Annotated in this window: 19 protein-coding genes and 1 other RNA gene; all 20 read left to right on the top strand. The window is 45.0% G+C overall.

Features of this window, described 5'->3' with window-relative positions; genetic code table 11:
- Window positions 1–180: 180 nt before the first annotated feature.
- Window positions 181–918 carry a C4-type zinc ribbon domain-containing protein gene (locus PHV77_07210; GenBank protein ID MDD5505069.1) on the top strand — a complete coding sequence of 246 codons (738 nt, stop codon included), beginning with the start codon at window positions 181–183 and terminating at the stop codon, window positions 916–918.
- Window positions 899–1,351, top strand: coding sequence for a ribonuclease HI family protein (locus PHV77_07205; GenBank protein MDD5505068.1), 453 nt, complete (start codon window positions 899–901; stop codon window positions 1,349–1,351). The genes PHV77_07210 and PHV77_07205 overlap by 20 nt, the downstream gene beginning before the upstream one ends.
- Window positions 1,352–1,382: 31 nt before the next feature.
- Window positions 1,383–1,983, top strand: an RNA gene (gene rnpB, locus PHV77_07200) — RNase P RNA component class A.
- A 29-nt stretch (window positions 1,984–2,012) separates the two neighbouring features.
- Window positions 2,013–3,083: a type IV pilus twitching motility protein PilT gene (locus PHV77_07195; protein MDD5505067.1), complete on the top strand. Its 1,071-nt coding sequence runs from the start codon at window positions 2,013–2,015 to the stop codon at window positions 3,081–3,083.
- 6 nt (window positions 3,084–3,089) lie between these two features.
- Window positions 3,090–3,902, top strand: a complete 813-nt coding sequence (locus PHV77_07190; protein ID MDD5505066.1) for a M48 family metalloprotease — start codon at window positions 3,090–3,092, stop codon at window positions 3,900–3,902.
- Between the two features lie 12 nt (window positions 3,903–3,914).
- Window positions 3,915–5,270 carry an NCS2 family permease gene (locus PHV77_07185; GenBank protein MDD5505065.1) on the top strand — a complete coding sequence of 452 codons (1,356 nt, stop codon included), beginning with the start codon at window positions 3,915–3,917 and terminating at the stop codon, window positions 5,268–5,270.
- Window positions 5,263–5,730 (top strand): thermonuclease family protein, encoded by a 468-nt coding sequence (locus PHV77_07180; protein MDD5505064.1) that lies wholly within the window; start codon window positions 5,263–5,265, stop codon window positions 5,728–5,730. The genes PHV77_07185 and PHV77_07180 overlap by 8 nt, the downstream gene beginning before the upstream one ends.
- A gap of 481 nt (window positions 5,731–6,211) precedes the next feature.
- Window positions 6,212–6,649 carry a division/cell wall cluster transcriptional repressor MraZ gene (gene mraZ, locus PHV77_07175; GenBank protein MDD5505063.1) on the top strand — a complete coding sequence of 146 codons (438 nt, stop codon included), beginning with the start codon at window positions 6,212–6,214 and terminating at the stop codon, window positions 6,647–6,649.
- A 189-nt stretch (window positions 6,650–6,838) separates the two neighbouring features.
- Window positions 6,839–7,717: a 16S rRNA (cytosine(1402)-N(4))-methyltransferase RsmH gene (gene rsmH, locus PHV77_07170; protein MDD5505062.1), complete on the top strand. Its 879-nt coding sequence runs from the start codon at window positions 6,839–6,841 to the stop codon at window positions 7,715–7,717.
- Window positions 7,718–7,719: 2 nt separating this feature from the next.
- Window positions 7,720–8,097, top strand: a complete 378-nt coding sequence (locus tag PHV77_07165; protein ID MDD5505061.1) for a hypothetical protein — start codon at window positions 7,720–7,722, stop codon at window positions 8,095–8,097.
- Between the two features lie 175 nt (window positions 8,098–8,272).
- A complete protein-coding gene (locus PHV77_07160) occupies window positions 8,273–9,877 on the top strand; it encodes a penicillin-binding transpeptidase domain-containing protein (protein ID MDD5505060.1) in 1,605 nt (534 codons plus the stop codon).
- A complete protein-coding gene (locus tag PHV77_07155; protein MDD5505059.1) occupies window positions 9,867–11,345 on the top strand; it encodes a UDP-N-acetylmuramoyl-L-alanyl-D-glutamate--2,6-diaminopimelate ligase in 1,479 nt (492 codons plus the stop codon). The genes PHV77_07160 and PHV77_07155 overlap by 11 nt, the downstream gene beginning before the upstream one ends.
- Window positions 11,342–12,697 (top strand): UDP-N-acetylmuramoyl-tripeptide--D-alanyl-D-alanine ligase, encoded by a 1,356-nt coding sequence (locus PHV77_07150; protein MDD5505058.1) that lies wholly within the window; start codon window positions 11,342–11,344, stop codon window positions 12,695–12,697. Before PHV77_07155 ends, PHV77_07150 begins: the two co-directional genes overlap by 4 nt.
- Before the next feature lie 71 nt (window positions 12,698–12,768).
- Window positions 12,769–13,860 (top strand): phospho-N-acetylmuramoyl-pentapeptide-transferase, encoded by a 1,092-nt coding sequence (gene mraY / locus PHV77_07145; protein ID MDD5505057.1) that lies wholly within the window; start codon window positions 12,769–12,771, stop codon window positions 13,858–13,860.
- Window position 13,861: 1 nt separating this feature from the next.
- Window positions 13,862–15,238, top strand: coding sequence for a UDP-N-acetylmuramoyl-L-alanine--D-glutamate ligase (gene murD, locus PHV77_07140; protein ID MDD5505056.1), 1,377 nt, complete (start codon window positions 13,862–13,864; stop codon window positions 15,236–15,238).
- The gene (gene ftsW, locus PHV77_07135; GenBank protein MDD5505055.1) at window positions 15,235–16,320 is read left to right on the top strand and encodes a putative lipid II flippase FtsW; all 1,086 of its coding nucleotides are present in this window, start codon (window positions 15,235–15,237) and stop codon (window positions 16,318–16,320) included. Before murD ends, ftsW begins: the two co-directional genes overlap by 4 nt.
- A gap of 77 nt (window positions 16,321–16,397) precedes the next feature.
- Complete coding sequence (gene murG / locus PHV77_07130) at window positions 16,398–17,501, top strand: undecaprenyldiphospho-muramoylpentapeptide beta-N-acetylglucosaminyltransferase (GenBank protein ID MDD5505054.1); 1,104 nt, start codon at window positions 16,398–16,400, stop codon at window positions 17,499–17,501.
- Entirely contained in the window at window positions 17,491–18,870 is a 1,380-nt protein-coding gene (murC, locus tag PHV77_07125; GenBank protein ID MDD5505053.1) for a UDP-N-acetylmuramate--L-alanine ligase, read from the top strand. The genes murG and murC overlap by 11 nt, the downstream gene beginning before the upstream one ends.
- Complete coding sequence (murB, locus tag PHV77_07120; protein ID MDD5505052.1) at window positions 18,854–19,789, top strand: UDP-N-acetylmuramate dehydrogenase; 936 nt, start codon at window positions 18,854–18,856, stop codon at window positions 19,787–19,789. The genes murC and murB overlap by 17 nt, the downstream gene beginning before the upstream one ends.
- A 3-nt stretch (window positions 19,790–19,792) precedes the next feature.
- On the top strand, window positions 19,793–20,292 hold a 500-nt coding region (locus tag PHV77_07115; GenBank protein MDD5505051.1), incomplete at its 3' end, for a D-alanine--D-alanine ligase.

Below are 20,292 nucleotides of genomic sequence, written 5' to 3'. Positions count from 1 at the left end.
CAATTTGCACTTATTAACAAAGAAAGAAAAAGAACCAAAAAGAAAGAAAAGCTGCTACTGCTACTTTTAATTAAAACCGGACATTTTAATTTTGGTAAAAACCGGACATTTTAATTTTGGCTTGACATAATGTAAAATATTGCTTGTAATTTTAGCCTTGTATGATATAATTTTTATACTATGTCTAATGAATTAGATATTCCACAGCAAACGGAATTCCTTATAAAACTTCAGGATATAGATATTCAGATTTACAAAATGAAAGCAGAACTTGACGACAGGCCCGGACAGATTGTTTTGCTCAAGGCCTCGCTTGAGTCCAAAAAATTAGGCGTCAAGAAAGCCGAAGACAATCTTAAGGCGCTGCAGCTTGAGCACAAGGGAAAAGAGGTGTCCTTGGGCTCAAAGGAGTCGGAGATAAAAAAACTGGAAGCACAGCTATACCAGATAAAGACAAATAAAGAATACACGGCTATGATTAATGAGATAGGCAGCCGGAAGGCGGATAATTCTCTGCTTGAGGAAGAGATAATCAACCTTATGGATACTATTGATCAGGCAAAAAAGACACTGGAATCTGAAAAAGAAAAATTCAGCCAAGAATCAAAAAAAACAGAAGAGCAGACAGCCTTGGTTGAGAAAGATATAAGCAATATCAAATCGGACATTGAGCAGTTGAACGCCAAAAGACAGCAGATAGTTCCGCTATTAGACGGTAAACTCTTAGCCGAATACGAGCGCATACTTTTAGGCAGGGACGGCCAGGCGCTTGCCCGTATCGTGAACGGAGCCTGCGGAGGATGCTATATGCATATGCCCTCGCAGGTTATCAACGAGATCAAAATGAAGCAGGCTATCATAAAATGCGAAAACTGCCAGCGGATGCTTTATATAACCGATGAAGAAGACAAAGCGTGATTTTTTATCTTTATATGTTGACGGCGCCGCGCGCGGAAACCCCGGTCCGGCGGGAGTGGGTATAATCCTTGAGGATGAAGACAGGCAGGTTGTAGGAAATATTGATAAATTTATAGGAAATGCTACCAATAATGTGGCCGAATACACGGCTCTTATCACCGGCATGGAAGAGGCCCGCAGATTAGGCGCTAAAGCTATTTCAATTAATACGGACAGCGAATTGCTGGCAAAACAATTATCAGGAGAATACAAGGTAAAAAACCCCGTGCTTAAAGGCCTGCATGAGAAAGCAAGGAAGGCCCTTGTTCATTTTGACAAGGTGATAGTCAATAATATCCCGAGAGAGCAGAACAAGGGCGCTGATAAACTGGCGAACAAGGCCATAGATGCCGCAATGCCGCCAAAGAGCGGCAGGTCTTTTGTTTTAAAATAAGATGTCCGGATTATTGTTCTTTGAAGAATATGACGCGCGCCTGATGGCCGCTGCCGTCAGAGTGTTTTGCCCGGTAAAAAATACCTCGGGTAAACCTGGCGGCAGAGGAAAGTCCGAGCACCACAGGACAGCGTAGCGGGTAACGCCCGTCCCCCTGCAGGTTTTATCCATGCAGGGGCGGATTACCTTTTCAATGCCTTAGGGTTTTGAAAAGGTCGCCTTTTTGCGGGATGTTTTAGAAAGGCGAGAGCCACAGAGACGAGTAGCGATTTATTGCGTATGGCCATAAGGGCCTGCGGGCAAGACTGCCCGCGGCCTTTTATACTAATCCATAACAATGGTCGTGAGATGAAACGCGGCAATCTCTACGCGGTGCAAGACCAAATAGGCCCTGCCATAGGAGCTGTCCGTTCCTTAGTTCGCGGGGCGGGTCAGGTCGCTGCTTTCCCCTAAAAAGGAAGACGATCCTGTTAGCAATAACAGGGCCAGATAGATGGCCATCCGGTGAAAATAACGCCTTGGATATTTATCACGTAGGCGCTTATGCCGCAAGGCTTGGCGTAATTCTTTTACGCAATGCCGCGCCGGCATAATTTCATTGACAGAACTCGGCTTATAGGCGCTCGTTATATTCTTCACGTATATTTGAAAGGATACCAGTATGGATCAGTTAAGACAGCTGCTTGAGTTGATGAACAACCTTAAGGCGTCGGACCTTATCTTTGCCGCCGGCGCGCCTCCGATGCTGCGTTTAAGAGGAGAGATGCAGTCTATCAAATATCAGAATCCGATGAAATCCGATGAGATTGAGCAGTTGCTTGCCTCGGTACTGACAGAAGAACAGATGCTGCGTTTTAAAAAAGACAAGGAGTTGGACGCGTCATTCGGTGTTGAAGGTATCAGCCGTTTCAGGCTGAATGCCTATTACCAAAGGAGCTCAATAGGTATGGCCATCAGGCTTATACCATTTGATATACCGAAAATCAAGGATTTGGGCCTGCCTGAAATGGTAGTTGATTTTGTAAATAAACCTAACGGGCTTATTCTTGTGACAGGGCCTACCGGCAGTGGAAAGTCTACCACGCTTTCAAGCATGCTTGAGCATATAAATGAAAGACGGCGTTGCCATATTATCACCATAGAAGACCCTATTGAGTTTATCCATTCGCATAAGAAATCTATTGTAGATCAGCGCGAGATCGGCAGTGATACTTCGTCTTTCAGCGAAGCCCTGCGGCATGTATTGCGTGAATCACCGGATGTCATTATGATCGGCGAGATGAGGGACCTTGACACGATAAGCACGGCGCTTACGCTTGCTGAAACAGGGCATTTGATACTTGCGACACTGCACACTCACAGCTCTACACACGCAATCAGCCGTATAATGGATGTTTTTTTGGCCGAGCAACAACAGCAAGTGCGTATACAGCTTGCCTCCGTGCTTGTCGGAGTTATTGTCCAGGAGCTTTTACCGAGAAAAGATAAAGACTCTTTAGTGTTGGCATACGAGATCATGAATGTTAACCCCGCGATAAGGCATCTTATACGCGAAAATAATCTGCATCAGCTTTATTCCGCTATACAGACAGGCGCCAAAGACGGTATGATAACCTTGAACGGGTCTCTCGCAAGGCTGGTAATGGAAAATGTTATTGACGAGGATATTGCCATGCAGAGGTCTAATGACCCGAAGGAATTAGAGGGCCTTATCCAGCGTATGAGAGGCTAATCTTTGATGATGTCCTGGCATAAGCTTATAAGCCTGCTGTTGTTTTTTTGCCTGTATCATATCAATTTTGTTTACCCCTATTCTGAATATAATCTTGCTACCGGAAAAGAAGAAACCCTGTTGATACCCATTGAAAAAGAAATAGAGATGGGCCGGTCCATATCCGAACAGGTGGAAAAAAAATATAAACTTGACGAAAATTATCTGAACCAGGAAAAGGTTGCCAGGATAGGGCAGATGATAGCGCTTGTTTCTGACAGGAAAGAGCTTGTATTCAGGTTCCGGGTCCTTGATGTTGATGATACGGAAAATGCCTTTGCCCTGCCCGGCGGCTATATCTATATATTTAAGGCCCTTCTTGAAAAACTTGATGATGATGAAATAGCCGCCATATTGGCCCACGAAGTGGGACACGTCTGTGCCCGGCACAGCATAAAGAGGCTTCAGGACAGCATAGGCTACCAGGTAATGCAGATACTCGTTGTAAGCGGGGCCAAAGATTCTTACACAAAATACAAGGCAGGAGAAGCTCTGGGCCATTTGATGCTCGCCAACAGCAGGGAACATGAGTATGAGGCTGATGCCCTGGCCGTTAAATATCTCAAAAAAACAGAGATAGATCCCAATGCCATGGTCAGGGCGATTGATAAGCTCATCAAGTGGCAGATGGCAGGTAAAACCGGCCCGAAGCGTTACTGGTATACGCATCCGTATCTTTCGGCCAGAAGGGCTAAGATAAACGAAGAGATACTTGGGCATATGACATTTCAAGACTATATGAATGTGACGGACGAAGAAAATTATGTCGTTCCTTATTGAGGTCCGCCGCGGATGATTGAGAAGTTATTTAAATTAAAAGAAAATAATACGGATGTTCGGACAGAGGTCATAGCCGGTATCACGACTTTTATGACAATGGCTTATATCATCTGCGTTCAACCGGCTATTCTCTCAACGGTCGGTATGGATTTTAAATCCGTTATGGTGGCAACCTGTCTTGCCAGCGCGATCGGGTGCTTTCTTATGGCATTGCTGGCTAATTATCCCATAGCGTTAGCGCCGGCCATGGGACACAATGTTTATTTCACGTATGTGGCATGTCCTTTTATCGCCGGTCTTTTAGGCGCAGATTCCCGCGTACTGCCCTGGCAGGCCGCTCTCGGCGCAGTGTTTATATCAGGCGTGATTTTTATCCTATGCGCTTTGTTCGGTTTCCGAGAGAACATAATAAAGGCTGTGCCGTTAAGCTTAAGGCACGCTATTACCGTTGGGATAGGGCTTCTTATAGCCATGATAGGTTTTGAATGGTCAGGACTTACGATACCGGACCCGGTAGTATATGTAAAGCTGGGAAGCTTTAAAAATCCTGCCGTACTGCTGTCTATATTCGGGGTCATGTCAATATCCGCCCTGCTTGTTCTCAATGTCAGAGGGGCTATGCTTATAGGAATGTTATTAACGGCATTTCTTGGTTCTATGCTCGGGTTGTTGGAATATAAAGGTATCGTCAGTCCCGTGCCCTCAATAATGCCCACATTCATGAAACTGAATATAAAATCGGTATTAGGCATCGGTTTTTTAGAGATAATATTCGTTTTTTTCTTTTTAGATCTTTTTGACACGGTTGGCACGTTGATTGGCGTCGGCGAAAAAGGGGGTTTTACGAAAAATGGAGAATTACCCAGGGCCAGAGGCGCTTTATTGGCCGACGCAGCCGCCACGGTTGCCGGTGCCGGGCTTGGCACGTCAACGGTATCTAGTTATATTGAATCGGTTGCGGGTATATCCTCCGGGGGCAGGACAGGTTTGACGAGTATTGTTACGGGCGTGCTTATGGTCTTGGCGGTTTTTTTTCATCCGATTGTGAGCATGGTGGGAGGCGGATACAGGGTTTCTGAAAACCATTTTTTATATCCTGTAGTGGCGCCCGCCATGATAATAGTTGGTGTTATGATGATGTCAAGCGTTCGTAATATTGATTGGGACAGGTATTCGGAATCAATACCATCGTTTCTTACCATCGCGGCGATGCCCTTTTGCGGTTTTAGCATAACCGAGGGCATTGCTTTTGGTTTTATATCTTATGTATTGCTCAACATTATCGCCGGCAGGGCAAGGGCGATCCATCCGCTGTTGTACGTTTTTTCAGTATTATTCATAATAAGGTATGCGTATCTCAATGCGTAATCTTGTTTTTTCTGTGCTGGTTACGGCGCTGACGCCATTTTTTTTCTGCGGGTGCGCGGGCATTGACGCCGGCCCATACCGGGCAAGGGTTGTCTATGTTTATGATGGAGATACCGTAAAACTTGACAATGAAGAAAGGGTCAGGTATCTCGGTATTGATACGCCTGAAATGAATTATAAAAATCCGCCTGCTGAATATCTTGCCGAACAGGCAAAGGAATTTAATTCGCGTCTTGTAAAAGGTAAGAATGTCCGCCTGGAATTTGACACTGTCAGAAGAGACAAATACAACAGGCTTCTTGCTTATGTCTATGTTGATAAAACGTTTGTCAACGCGGAGTTGATTAAAGCCGGTTATGCCAAGGTATATATTATCCCGCCAAATACAAAATATGCCGACGATTTTTTAAGCCTTCAACGCCGTTCAAAAAATGAAAGAAAAGGTATCTGGGCCTATTAGATATATGATGCTTTGATGCAATAGCAAGCCTCGTCTTACAGGTTGTTTTTTACAATACCTGCCCGTTATATCCTGCCCTGATTTTGACTTAAAAAAACAGTGGATTGTAATAATGGTTTTTGCTTAAAACTGTTATTAAATAATAATATAAAATTTATTGCGTTATGTAAAAATATCATCTTGACAATAAGCCGTATAAGTAGTATATTTGTAACGAAGTGGTTTAAAGTGGAGTAAAGTGGTTTATACAGGTCATTAGTCCTTCTCGGTGGGAGAAGCATTAAGATTTTTTTATCAGATGGCCCTTCTCGGTGGGTAAAGTATAAGGCCTTTCTTGGTGGATGACCCTTCTCGGTGGGCGATAAGGGATGGCATCAGAGAGCCGGTATGCATGGTTGGATTTAGCTACGCGATAATCGGTCTCTTTGTAAACACTGTTTGGCAATGCGAAAAAAGTTTATGCGGCACAAAGGGTCAAAACATGTTTTATGGTGAATTTGAACATACGCTGGACCGCAAGGGCCGTTTAATAATACCTTCCAAATTCCGGGACGCCTTAAAAGAGGCGTACGCGGAAAAGCTGTATATGACACGCGGACTTGATAAATGCCTTTTCGTTTTTACTGAAGAAGAATGGAAAATGCAGGAGTCAAAGTTTCGTTCCATGCCTTTTACAAAATCAGAACACCGTAAATTTAACCGTATAATATTTTCAGGAGCCCAGGACATTACCCCTGATAAGCAGGGCCGTATACTCTTGCCGGGGTATCTGAAAGAATACGCCTTAATAAAAAAAGATGTTGTTTTTATCGGCGTATCTAATAGAATAGAGATATGGTCACGCGACCTATGGAAGAATTTTTACGCTGATTCAAAAGAATCGTTTGAAGAAATAGCCGAGAATCTTATCAACGAGTAAGTCGGGCGGTGCATATTATGACAGTTAGCAACGGACTTGGTCTAAGGAAAAAAATGTTAGATGAAAATTATTCCGCTATTGAAAGATTCAAAAAAATGCGCGCTCTTAATTGCGCTCCCCGGGCGGTCGGCATGAATCCGAAAGCGGAGAAAGGGCCCTTGGCAGGAAGAGATAAGCGCTAAGGATACTGTGCATAAAAGCGTATTATTAAGCGAAGCCCTGGAAAATTTAAATTGTAGAAACGGTAGCGTGGTGCTTGACTGCACCTTAGGTTGTGCCGGGCATGCCGTTGAGATACTGAAAAAGATTTCGCCCGATGGGATGCTTATAGGTTTAGATGCCGATAATTTGGCTGTTAATAAATCGGCTGAAATACTAAGAGAGTTTGGAAAAAATTTCCGTCTTTTTAATGAAAACTTCTGCTGTTTTGACAAGGTATTGGCATCTCTGGGTATTGGACAGGTTGACGCAGTGCTTTTTGACCTTGGCATATCATCATTGCAATTAGATGACGGGCAAAGGGGTTTTAGCTTTTCAAACAGCGGGCCCCTGGATATGCGCCTTGACAGGACAAAAGGCCGGCCTTTATGGGAAATGCTTGAAACAATGACTGAAAATCAGATAGGCAATATAATCAGGACATTTGGAGAAGAAAGGTACTGGCGGACGATATCAAGAGCGATTGTGGAAGCCGGAAGGATATCGCCTATATATGATTCAGGCAGATTGGCCGCGGTCATAACAAATGCCGTAGGGCGGAAATACGCTCAAAGGATAAACCCCGCCACGAGGGCGTTTCAGGCTTTCAGGATATTTGTTAACGATGAATTAAAGTCCATAGAAAGCGCCTTGTTAAAGGTCCCCGGTTTTTTAAAAAAGAACGGCCGGATTGTGGCGATATCGTTTCATTCCCTTGAGGATAGAATAGTTAAACATACCCTTAGGGCGTTTGCCAAAGACGGTTTGTTGAGAGTTATTACAAAAAAGCCTATACGGCCGCGCGAAGAAGAGATAGTTTTAAACCCCAGAGCCAGAAGCGCGAAAATGCGCTCGGCTGAAAGGATATAAGGATGGCAAGGGCCGTTTCCATAATAGTTATTGCGGCGTTTGTATCACTTATTTATGTCCACCAATATGCCAACCTTATTGAATGCGGTTATACTATAAATAACTCAAGCAGGGATTTGGAATTATTGGTTGATAAGAATAATGATTTACGATACGGTATATCCGTGCTGGAGTCGTCCGCGCGGCTTGACAGTAAATTTAAAGAGAATATTAAAGGCTGTGCCGCGATGCCTCTTGATTCGGTGACTGTGAAAATTAAGGCGCCTGTTGCCGCAGAGGTTACAGCCGGCCCCGTAAGACTGCCGATACCTGTATCCGGTTTATTTTTAAGCATGTTTTCTTTTAATAATGAGGCCATAGCAAAAGAAGTAAGTGATTAGATTTTTATGTATTTACCGTATGTAATCCACGCGGTTGTTTAGCGCAAGGATATAAACCCTCCAGTGAGAAAGAGCCCCTAACTTGCATAGCACAAGGAAATATAAATCACGGATAGGTGTGATATCACTTATTTTTACAATATTTATTACACTTATCTGCGCGCGATTGATATATATGCACATATTTTTTTATAAAAAAGCGCTTCATCTGTCCCGTATGCAGCACATGGTCCGTATTGAACTTGAGCCGAAACGGGGAGATATATTGGACAGAAAAATGCGTAAACTCGCCTTAAGCCTTAAAGTTGATTCGGTTTATGCCATAGCCAGAGACGTAAAGGAGAAACGCAAGGCGGCCAGATCGCTTTCCAGGGCTTTGAATCAAAGCGAGGATTTTTTATATGAAAGGCTTAACCGTGATAAGATGTTTGTCTGGCTTGCGCGTAAGATTTCACAGGAGCAGTCGGACAAGGTAAAAAATCTTAATATCAAAGGCGTGCAGATTATTGATGAGACAAAACGTTTTTATCCGAATGCCGGGCTGGCGTGCCAGACCATAGGTTTTTCCGGTATTGACAATAATGGGCTGGAGGGGATTGAAGCTTACTATGATAAATATTTAGCCGGGAAAAAGGGTTATAGGGTAAGCATCAGAGACGCAAAGGGCAGAGAAGTCCAGGCCTTTGGCAATAGACATGTTCCTTCTATCAACGGGTTTAGCGTTATTTTGACAATAGATGAGGTTATTCAGCACATAGCTGAAAAATCATTGGCCAAGATAGTGGCCAAACACCGGGCAAACGCGGGCGTTGCCCTAGTCATGGATCCGAATAACGGAGATGTCCTTGCCCTCGCGGTACGGCCATCGTATGACCTTAACCGGTTTGGCACGGCCTCAAGCGCGCAGAAAAGAAACCGCGCGATCGCGGATTATTATGAACCGGGTTCCGTGTTTAAGGTTGTGACTGCCGCCGCCTGTATTGATTCCGGAAAGGTTTCGTTAAATGACAAATTTTTTTGTGAAAACGGTTCTTGGGCCATAGCAGGCAGGACATTACACGATCACCGCGGCCACGGTGAGTTGACTTTTAAAGAAGTGATAGAGCAATCATCTAATATCGGGACGGTAAAAGCCGCTATTAAACTTGGCGATAAGGATTTGTATAAATACATACGGAGTTTTGGATTCGGCTCTCCTACGGGGGTAGAGTTGCACGGTGAAATTAGCGGAATGCTGCGGCCCTTAAATTCATGGACAAAAGGCTCCATAGCGGCTATTCCCATAGGGCATGAAATAGGAGTTACGATGATCCAGCTTGCCGCGGGGGTCTCTGCCGTAGCCAACGGCGGGGTATTATTTAAACCGCGTATAGTAAGCGGTATTATAGATGAAGACGGCGCGTTTATCAGGCAGTATTATCCCGAACAGGTAAGGCGCGTTATCGGTAAAGACACGGCCCGGCAATTAAGGGCCGTCATGAAATCCGTTATTGAGACAGGAACCGGCAGTAAGGCAAAGCTTACGCGTTACGCCGCGGGAGGAAAAACAGGTACCGCGCAAAAAATAGAGCCTTCGGGAAAATACTCACACAGAGATTACGTAGCGTCCTTTGTCGGTTTTGCCCCCACTGATAATCCCGCTATAACCGTATGCGTTATGATTGATACTCCCCGTAATGGTTATTATGGCGGCACGGTTGCGGCCCCTGTATTCAGGGATATATGTGACGCCACATTAAGGTATCTTCGGACTGAACAGGAGGGCGAGGATGAGGCTTAACCCGCTTCTTAGAGGAATTGATTCCTGCCTTGTCAAAGGCGCCAGAGAAATTGATATTGATTCTATATCGTATAATTCCAAGCAGGTTAAGAGCAGGGGCATGTTTTTCGCCTTTGAGGGCGCTTCACTGAATGGTTATGATTATATTGATGAGGCGATAGAGCGCGGAGCTGTCTGCATCGCAGCAGAAAAGGATTTTATAACATACAAGAATATTACCAAGGTAATAGTCAAGGACATAAGGGGCTCATGCGCCAGGATAGCCGCCAATTTTTATAACCATCCTTCTGGCAGGATGAACGTAACGGGTATTACCGGAACTAACGGCAAAACCACTATACTGTATATGGTTTCAGCCTTATTGAATAAGGCTGGGATGGAATGCGGTATGATAGGTACCGTGAATTATAAAATAGGCCCAAGGCTGATACCGGCTGTCAATACGACGCCGTCTTCTATCATGTTGCAAATGTTGTTAAGCGATATGGAGGCTTCGGGGATAAATAACTGCGCCATGGAGGTTTCAAGCCACGCTCTGGACCAGTCCCGCGTTGACGCGATTACGTTTAACAGGGCAATATTCACAAATCTTACAGGCGAGCATCTTGATTATCATAAAGATATGGAAACATATTTTCAGGCAAAGCGCAAACTCTTTTATATGCTCAAGAAAGACGGCCGCAGTATTATAAATATAGATGACACTTACGGCTGTTTGCTTGCCAATGAACTAAAGTCCGATACGCTGACCTACGGCATAAAAGGCCGTGCCGATATAAAAGCCTGCGGGATATCCCAGACGTCGGATAGGACAAGTTTTAAGGTCTGCACGCCAAACGAGTCGTTTTGCATAGATAGCCCTCTCATTGGAGAGCATAATATATACAATATGCTCTCCGCTATAGCCTTTGCTGTTTCCATCGGCCTATCGTCAGGCTGTATTAAAACCGCGATGAAAGAGTTCAAGCCCGCGCCGGGCAGGATGGAGAGAATAGCCCCCTGCCGCGGCGGCGTATCGGTTTTTGTTGACTACGCCCACACGGATAACGCGCTTCTTAACGTGCTGACAGCGCTTGCGCAGATAAAACAGAAAAGAATTATAACCGTATTTGGCTGTGGAGGCAACAGGGACAAACAAAAGAGGCCGAGAATGGCCAAAGTAGCCGCCGAGTTGTCGGATCTTGTGGTGATAACGAGCGATAACCCGCGCGATGAAGAACCCGAGGCGATAATAGATGATATAAAAAAAGGCCTGCCCCGTGATTTTAAGGATTATAAGGTAATTACTGACCGCAGAGAGGCTATCCATCACGCTTTGGCCGGGGCGCAAAGAGGAGATATCGTGCTTATAGCAGGCAAAGGGCATGAGAACTATCAGGTCGCAAAAGATGTTACGACGGCTTTTGACGATAGAAAAGTGGCCCGCCAAGCTATGGAAGGCCTTGGTTTATCGGAGAGCTTTGTATGAGGTTGAGCAGTATAATTAGAGCAGTAAATGCCAGGGTTTCGGGCCCGGCGAAAGAATGTTTCATCCATTCGTTTTCAACCGATTCCCGCACCATTAAAACCGGCGAACTCTTTATAGCGCTTAACGGGAAAAATTTCCAGGGCAGTGAATTTATACCTGATGCCGTTAAAAAAGGCGCCGCGGCAGTGATAACAGATATTTGCCCGAATTGCCATATACTCAAGAAAATCCCGGTATTATTTGTCCAAAACTCCGAGAACGCCCTGGCGTTGATAGCAAAAGAGCATAGGCGCGCCTTTGACATACCGTTTATATGTGTTGTTGGTTCTAATGGAAAAACTACGACCAAGGACCTGATTAGCCACATCCTTTCCGCCAAATACAATGTGTTGAAAACCGAGGCAAATTATAATAACCTAATAGGGGTGGCTAAAACGCTTTTAAGGCTTAGAGGCCATAACGCGGCTGTTATAGAAGCAGGGAGCAATTCCCCGGGGGAAATATCACGCAGCGCGAGTATCATAAGGCCCGATATAGTGATAACTACCAATATCGGCATGTCGCATCTGCAAGGATTAAAGACCCTCGCGGGCGTGCTTAAGGAAAAGACAGCCATGGTCAAGGCACTGCCAAGAGACGGTGTGTGGGTGAAAAATTTTGACGATAAAATGCTTATGACGGTAAGATATAAAGGTATCAGGGAAATTGGTTTTGCCCTTAGTCATACAAGAGCCTGTTTTAGGGCCCGGAGAATCAGGCAGGGCTGGGATGGCACAAGTTTTTGTGTCAACAGCGAAGCTTTTTTTTTGCCGCTCATAGGTACGCATAATGTGTATAATGCCGCGGCTGCTATTGCCGTATCGTCGCTTTTTATGGACATCGGCCTGATAAAAGAGGCAATATCGTCTTTTAAAGCCTCGCCCGGAAGAATGCAGATAGATGTTTGCCGCGGCGGGTTCAGATTGATAAACGACACATATAATGCTAACCCGGCTTCTTTGGTATCCGCCGTATCGGCCCTGAAGAGTCAAAGCAGGCATGGAAAAAATTACATTGTATGCGCGGATATGCTGGAGCTTGGAAACAGGGCCGATAAACTCCATTACGCGTGTGGAAAATTCATAGCAAAATCCAAAGCCGCCGACCTGCTTGTCTTGTTCGGGAGCCATATCAACAGCATGGCCAAAGGGGCTTCTGACGGCGGAATGAAAAATTCCGATATCAAGATTTTTAAAGACAAAATGGAAATAGTGGATTTTTTTAGGCGCAGGATAACAAAAGGGGACACTGTTTTGGTAAAGGGGTCAAGATCAATGAGGATGGAGGAGATTGTCAGCGGGCTTTCCGGCTAAGAGAAACAGGGCCGGGTTTTTACCGTTCAAATTAAAATTCCCAAATTTTTTAAAAATAAGGAGGGCAGAGATTGTTCTATCATTTGCTGTATCCGTTAAGAGATACCTTTTTCGGTTTTAATGTATTCCGTTATATAACATTCCGGACTGTGGGCGCAATCGTAACAGCTTTTTTGATCAGTGTCATGCTTGGGCCCTATATAATAAGTATTTTAAAAAAATTTAATATCGGAGAAAGGGTGCGGACAGAAGAAGAAGTCCCCGGTATATATTCAGCCCATAAAGGCAAACAAGGCACGCCTACGATGGGCGGCCTCATCATAATATCTTCCGTTATAATCTCAACATTGTTATGGGCAAGGCTGGATAACAGGTATATCCTGCTTACTATATTTTCCACCATCTGGCTGGGGGTACTGGGTTTTTGCGATGACTATGTGAAGCTGAAATCAAAAAGAGGCCCGGGCCTTAGCAAAAGGATGAAATTTCTCGGGCAGATAACGCTTGGTTTTATAGTCGGAGCTTTTCTTTTTCTTGACACCAATGTTGACACAAACATATATATGCCTTTTTTAAAAAATCTTGTTTTCAATGCCGGAATTTTTTATATTCTGTTTGTAATGGTCGTAATAACAGCCTCTTCTAATGCCGTAAACCTGACAGACGGCTTGGACGGGTTGGCCATAGGCTGCATGATCATGGTGGCTTTGGCGTATTCCGTGATAGGGTATGCCGCGGGCCATATGCAGATAGCCAATTATCTTTATATGCAATATATACCCGGAGCAGGAGAGCTTTGCGTCTATTGCGCCGCTTTAACAGGGGCCGGTATGGGATTTCTATGGTTTAATTCGTATCCGGCGAGTATTTTTATGGGTGATACGGGGTCGCTGGCTCTCGGGGGAGGTATCGGTGTCGTCTCGTGCTGTGTTAAGAAAGAGATGCTGCTTATTATTGCCGGCGGTATTTTTGTATTTGAAGCATTGTCCGTTATTCTGCAAGTGGCTTCATTCAAGCTTAGGCGCAGGAGGATTTTCCTTTGCGCGCCTTTTCACCATCATTTGCAGATGCGCGGCTGGCATGAGCCCAAGATTGTGGTCCGTTTTTGGATTATTGCCGCGATACTGGCGCTTTTTACATTGGTGACTTTAAAATTATACTAATATGGAAGTAAAGGGAAAGAGAATTTCAGTAATAGGCTTGGGGGTAAGCGGCAAGGCGGCGTCTATGCTTTTAAAACAGATGGGGGCCTGCGTTTTTGCCATGGATTCCAATGATTCCGCCCAGCTTCGCGAGACTGCCGCCGGGCTTATTGCCGCCGGCATTGATACGCGTCTCGGCTTGGACGGAACGGATTTGATAGAAGGCTCGGACATCATTGTTGTAAGCCCCGGGGTGCCTGATACCGCGCCCGCGCTGGTAAACGCCGGACGCAGGTCCATACCTGTTGTAAGCGAGATTGAGGCCGCTTCCTGGTTTTTGCCTAATGATATAATAGCTGTTACCGGCACTAACGGGAAAAGCACTATCGCCAGCCTCATTGATATGATGTTAAAGGAATCCGGGCGCCAGTCAATTCTCTGCGGAAATATAGGCAAGGCCTTTTCATCGGTTGTATTGTCTTCTAATCCCGGCCAAAATATCGTGCTTGAAGTGAGCTCTTTTCAGCTTAAGCATGTGGACAGTTTCAGGCCGAAGATAGCCTTGATATCCAATGTTACCCAAAATCATCTTGATGTACACCCTGATTTTAACGATTATTTTTGTTCCAAAAAGAATATCTATAAGAATCAGACTCAAAGTGATTTTTTTGTATTAAACAGCGATGATGACAGGCTGGCCAGGCTCCGGCCGGCGCCAGGTTCAAAAATATATTGTTTTAGCGTGAAAAAAGAAGTCAGGGGTTTTTATCTAAAAGACAACAACTTCATTATTAATATGTCCGGAGAGAACCGGATACTTTGTTCGTCGGATAATGTGCTGTTGTCAGGTGCGCATAATTATTACAATATTCTGGCTTCATGCTGCTGTGCTTATCTTGCGGGCGCGACCCCGGACGGAATGCTTAAAGCGTTAATGAATTTTAAAGGGCTCGCCCATAGGTGCGAACAGGTTGCCGTATTGGGCGGGGTGCGGTATATTGATGATTCAAAATCAACAAGTGTTGATTCCTGCGCCGCCGCACTTAAGGCATTCCGGGGTAAGGTGGTATTGATTGCCGGCGGCAGAGACAAAGGCAGTGATTTTACCGTCATAGGCAGTCTGGTCAGGGACAGGGCCCGGGTGGTGATAGTTATTGGAGAAGCGGGCGGCAAAATAAAGCACGATTTATCGGCCTTGGTGCCGGTACGCCAGGCCTCCGGTATGGAAGAAGCGGTAAAGATTGCCCGGGAAGAAGCTGTGCCCGGGGATTTTGTTTTATTGTCGCCTATGTGCGCGAGTTTTGATATGTATAAAAGTTATGCGGCCCGGGGAGAAGATTTTAAAAATCATGTTTTAAACATACGCAAGGGTGGTGGTAAAGGAGAAACCCTGTCATGAGAAAAACGCGTGTGATGCTATTTTTAGTCGTGTTGATACTGGTGGCAGTAGGTGTAGTCATGATCTATTCATCCAGTTGTGTTTTTGCTTATGAAAAATATCATGATAGCGCTTATTTCCTGAAAAGGCACATTATTTTTTTGGTGTTTGGCATTATGGCGGCCGTGTTCTTCATGAGCTTTGACTACGGAAGGCTTAAAAATATATCTAAGCCTTTTTTACTGTTTTCCATTTTTCTTTTATGTATGGTTTTTGTCCCCGGGCTGGGCAAGGCCGCAGGAGGGGCCAGGCGCTGGATAGGCATAGGGCCTGTAAGTTTTCAGCCGTCTGAAATAGCGAAACTGGCGCTTGTTCTTTATGCGGCTGACATACTTTCGCGCAAACAATCGGAAATCAAGGATTTCTTTCATGGGTTTCTACCGCTTGTAATAGCCTTGGGCATATGCCTGGCGCTTATATTAGCCGGTTCTGATCTCGGAACGGCTGTAGCGCTTGCCCTGCTTATTGTAATAATGGCGTTTATAGCGGGTGTTGATATAAAACAGCTGTTTACAATTATGGCGCCTGGTATAATATTAATGGCAGGGCTTATTGCCACCAAGCCGTACAGGGTCAAGCGTATTATAGCTTTTATCAATCCATGGTCTGATCCGAAAGGGGCGGGTTTTCAGATAATACAATCCATGATAGCTATCGGCAGCGGCGGTGTTTTTGGCGTGGGTTTGGCGCATTCAAAACAAAAATTTTTTTATCTGCCGGAGGCGCATACCGATTTTATTTTTTCCATCATAGGAGAAGAACTCGGCATAGTTGGAAGCATGGGCATAGTGCTGTTATTCGCTTTCCTTATATGGCTGGGGTTTAAAATAGCCTATTTTGCCAGAGACCTGTTCGGGCAGTTTCTGGCTTTTGGTCTGGTGACGATGATAGCCTTGCAGGTGCTCATAAATATAGCCGCCGTAACGGCTATTATCCCGACAAAGGGCATGCCGCTGCCTTTTATAAGTTATGGCGGCACATCCCTGGTATACAGTTTGGCCAGTATTGGTTTATTGCTGAATATAGCCAGACACAGGCGTTAAGGCCCCGTGAGTGGTATAATGAATACCGGGTTTAAATGCCTGCCCGGATAAAGCAGGCATACTATACGTGAGGGCATGTGAGAATATTAATCGTTTGCGGAGGTACGGGCGGCCATATATTTCCAGCCGTAGCCTTGGCTCAGGAACTCAAAAGACAGGGTTACTCTGATTTATTTTTTATTGTTGATAAATCGCATAATGCCGAATCCATGATGAAGGCGTCCGGATTTGATCATTGCGCTTTTAATGTGCCGAAGATGCCGTATGGCATATCGCTGAAATGGTTTGGATTTTTATCAAAGCTTGTCCGTTCTCGCATTGAGGCGGAAACCCTGATAGCCAGGATTAATCCGGATATAGCGGTTGGTTTCGGGGCGTATATTTCCGGACCAATAATACAGTCAGCGTCTGCTATGGGAATAAAAACCGTGATACATGAACAAAATGTTGTTTTTGGCCGCGCGAACTACATGTTACGTAAAATCGCGGACAAGGTATGTTTGAGTTTTGATCATCCATTGATACATAAGGGGCGTAAATATGTTTTTACCGGAAACCCTATAAGGCAGGAGATGATAAACGGATTAAAGATGGTGACAAGGCATGAGGCCCTGTCTGCTTTGAAATTTTCAGACAAGAGAAAGACATTGTTTATCATAGGCGGTAGTTTAGGGGCCTCTGCCATTAATAAAGCTGTTTCGGATATGGCCGCGATGCTTAATATCGTGGAAAGGGATTCCATACAGATAGCTCATATAACAGGATATGCTGACAGGGAAGCAGTTGAAGAATCTTACAGGGTGAATAAGATAGTCCATTGGGTCAGAGGTTTTTGCGATAAAATGGTTTTATGCTATAAAGCGGCAGATCTTGTTATATGCAGGGCGGGCGCAACGACCATATCTGAACTGGCTTTTTTTGCGATTCCTGCTGTTTTTATTCCATATCCCGGGGCAGGGGGGCATCAGTCAGCCAATGCGCTATGCCTGGCAAAGCGGCAGGCGGCGGTTGTCCTGCCTCAGAGTCAACTGCAGGCAGGCAGGCTCAAAGACGAGGTGTTTTCCATTATAAATAATAATAGGCAGATGGAACAGATGAGGAGCAATATGAGATTATTTTCAAGGCCCCAGGCCGGTAGTGAACTCGCCGGCCAAATTATAGAGCTTATAAATGCTCAATAGCCGGAAGAAGATACACTTTATAGGTATAGGCGGTATCGGCATGAGCGGTATTGCCTGGCTTTGCCTGAAAAGAGGCCACAGGGTTTCCGGTTCGGATATAAAACCGAGTTATATAACCGACAGGCTCATATCCGAAGGAGCCGATATTGCTATAGGGCATAGCCGGGAAAATATCAGGGACAATGACGTTGTAGTATACTCTTCGGCGGTATCGGCGGCTAACCCTGAGCTTGTTGAAGCCAGAAAGAAAGGGATTTTGGTTTTCAAAAGAGGAGAGTTTCTGGCATATCTCGGAGATGGGAAAAAATGTATTGCGATTACCGGCGCGCACGGAAAGACAACCACATCTTCAATGGTGGCGACAGTACTAAAGGAGGCAGGGCTTGAGCCCAGCGGCATGGTCGGCGCCCTGGTTCCTTATCTAAACGGCAACGCGTTTATAGGAAATGGAAAATATTTTGTGACCGAAGCTGATGAATCCGACGGTTCATTTCTTTATCTTAGGCCGGATCACGGGATTATTACGAATATAGACCTTGAACACCTTGATTATTATGAAGGCATTGAACAGATAAAGGAGGCGTATTTCAAATTTATGGAAAATGTCCAGCCCGGCGGGGCTGTTATATGCTGGGGTGAGGACCCTTACATTAAAAGAATGGTTAAACATTGCAAAAACCGCGTGTTAAAATACGGTAAACTGCCGGGTGACGAACTGTGTGTTAGAAATATCGCGTTAAAGCCTATGGAATCCGAATTTGATCTTATTTTCGCGAAGACCCCGATAGGTAGATTTAAAATCAATGTGCCAGGAGAGCACAATGTGTTAAACTCGATGGCCGCCATACTCACCGCGCTTGATATCGGCATAGGCGTTGATACTGTCAGGCGGGCGATATATCAATACCGCGGTGCCCAGCGAAGATTTCAGGAAAAGGCGTGCATAGACGATATTATGATAATAGATGATTACGCCCATCATCCCACAGAGATTGTTGCCACCCTAAAGACGGCGGCGAACATGAAACGCAGGCGTATAGTGTCTGTATTCCAGCCCCATCGCTATACCAGGACCCGGTTCCTGAAAAAAGAGTTTGCCAAAGCGTTTCACGGTACCGATTGTCTTATCCTTACGGATATCTATGCCGCTGATGAAAAACCCATATTTGGAGTCACGTCCATGTGCATATTCAATGAGGTTGTCAAGATAAAGAAAGTCAATTCTGTTTACATGGAAAAAGAGAAATTAATTGGGTATCTGATGGATTTTATAAGGCCCGGGGACCTGCTGCTTTTTTTGGGCGCCGGAGATATAGGCAGAATATCAGGAGAATTTGTCACAAGGCTTAAACATGAAAGAGAAAAATAAACCCCGCCGCGGGTTATTAGATGATATTGTTTCTGTAAGGCTTAAGGGCCGCCTTGCCGGAAAATTCATCCCCAATGCCCTTATGAGGCCGTATACAACTATAAAAACAGGGGGCAGGTCTATCGGTATTTATATGCCTGAAAATACCGATGGTATTAAAGACATGCTTTTTCTCTGCGATCGTAATAAAATTTCCCTATTGCCTATAGGCAATGGTAGTAATATAATAATCAGCGAGAAAGGCCTTAACAATGTCTTTCTAAAATTATCGTCCCCTTGCTTCAGGAATATCAGTTTGCGGGGAGATGATATTATATGCGGCGCGGGATCCATGGTAAGCAGGTTATGCGATTTTGCCCATGGGCTTTCATTAAGCGGCGCGGAATTTCTTATTGGCATACCCGCAACGGCCGGCGGCGCCATTTTTCAGAATGCCGGCGCTTACGGCGGTAATATCGCGTGTATCTTAAAATATGCCGAATGCATGGATAGAAATGGCAGGGTTGTGGTATTGAATCGTAATGACATACGTTTTGAGTACAGGCATAGCGGTTTGAGAAATTTTATTGTCTTATCGGCTTGTTTTAAGTTAAAAAAATCAAGAAAGCCGCTTATCGGGGCTCTAATGAACAAATATCTGGCCCGCAGGCTATCCAGCCAGGATTATACGGCCCCGAGCGCGGGGTGCGTGTTTAAGAATCCGGACGGTTCGGTTATCAGCGCCGCAGAGATGATAGACATATGCGGGCTGAAAGGCAGAAAGATAAACGGCGCGCAGGTCTCGTCTAAACACGCGAATTTTATAGTTAATAAGGGGCGTGCCAGTTCAGAGGACGTGATCAAGCTGATCTCGTTTGTAAAAAATCGGGTAAAATCTGTTTTTAATGTCACGCTTGAGACGGAGGTTGAGATAATTTAAAAAATGGAATTAACGCGAAATTTTGGAAAGGTCGTAGTCTTATCGGGCGGACCGTCAAGCGAGAGGGACATATCTGTCAAATCCGCCGCCGCCGTATTTAACGCGCTTTATTCTGCGGGTATTGACGCTGTCCTGGTTGACGTGACAGGAGCGGAGTCGCTTAAGAGAGATCTGGCCGCGCTTGACGCGGATATTGTTTTTATCGCTTTGCATGGAAGGTTTGGCGAAGACGGCGGCGTGCAGGCATTGCTTGACGAGCAGGGCATACCTTATACCGGTTCAGGGCCTTTGGCAAGCAGATTATCATTTGATAAGGCGATGTCAAAAGAAATATTTTGCGCCCGCGGCATACCGACACCCGGCTATACAGTCATAGAAAAAGAGAATTGCAATCTCTGCAAGATTAATGATTTCAGCCTTCCGTGCGTTATTAAGCCGAGCAATGAAGGTTCCAACATAGGGATGAGCGTGATTAAATCCTGGAGCGATATAATGACTGCCGT

It is taken from the genome of Candidatus Omnitrophota bacterium, from assembly GCA_028716165.1.
In the GTDB taxonomy this organism is placed as follows: Bacteria; Omnitrophota; Gorgyraeia; order JABMRG01; family JABMRG01; genus JAQUQI01.
The sequence above is the reverse complement of the archived record's forward strand: the minus strand, read 5'-3'. Positions and strand labels throughout refer to the sequence as shown.

Excerpts from the sequence above, each read along its gene's own strand:
- PHV77_07190 (MDD5505066.1), top strand. The coding sequence starts at position 3,090 with ATGATGTCCTGGCATAAGCTTATAAGCCTGCTGTTGTTTTTTTGCCTG.
- murD (MDD5505056.1), top strand. The coding sequence starts at position 13,862 with ATGGAAGTAAAGGGAAAGAGAATTTCAGTAATAGGCTTGGGGGTAAGC.
- PHV77_07210 (MDD5505069.1), top strand. The coding sequence starts at position 181 with ATGTCTAATGAATTAGATATTCCACAGCAAACGGAATTCCTTATAAAA.
- PHV77_07150 (MDD5505058.1), top strand. The coding sequence starts at position 11,342 with ATGAGGTTGAGCAGTATAATTAGAGCAGTAAATGCCAGGGTTTCGGGC.
- PHV77_07195 (MDD5505067.1), top strand. The coding sequence starts at position 2,013 with ATGGATCAGTTAAGACAGCTGCTTGAGTTGATGAACAACCTTAAGGCG.
- PHV77_07165 (MDD5505061.1), top strand. The coding sequence starts at position 7,720 with ATGGCAAGGGCCGTTTCCATAATAGTTATTGCGGCGTTTGTATCACTT.
- PHV77_07180 (MDD5505064.1), top strand. The coding sequence starts at position 5,263 with ATGCGTAATCTTGTTTTTTCTGTGCTGGTTACGGCGCTGACGCCATTT.
- ftsW (MDD5505055.1), top strand. The coding sequence starts at position 15,235 with ATGAGAAAAACGCGTGTGATGCTATTTTTAGTCGTGTTGATACTGGTG.
- PHV77_07160 (MDD5505060.1), top strand. The coding sequence starts at position 8,273 with ATGCACATATTTTTTTATAAAAAAGCGCTTCATCTGTCCCGTATGCAG.
- murB (MDD5505052.1), top strand. The coding sequence starts at position 18,854 with ATGAAAGAGAAAAATAAACCCCGCCGCGGGTTATTAGATGATATTGTT.
- PHV77_07205 (MDD5505068.1), top strand. The coding sequence starts at position 899 with ATGAAGAAGACAAAGCGTGATTTTTTATCTTTATATGTTGACGGCGCC.
- mraZ (MDD5505063.1), top strand. The coding sequence starts at position 6,212 with ATGTTTTATGGTGAATTTGAACATACGCTGGACCGCAAGGGCCGTTTA.
- murC (MDD5505053.1), top strand. The coding sequence starts at position 17,491 with ATGCTCAATAGCCGGAAGAAGATACACTTTATAGGTATAGGCGGTATC.
- PHV77_07185 (MDD5505065.1), top strand. The coding sequence starts at position 3,915 with ATGATTGAGAAGTTATTTAAATTAAAAGAAAATAATACGGATGTTCGG.
- PHV77_07155 (MDD5505059.1), top strand. The coding sequence starts at position 9,867 with ATGAGGCTTAACCCGCTTCTTAGAGGAATTGATTCCTGCCTTGTCAAA.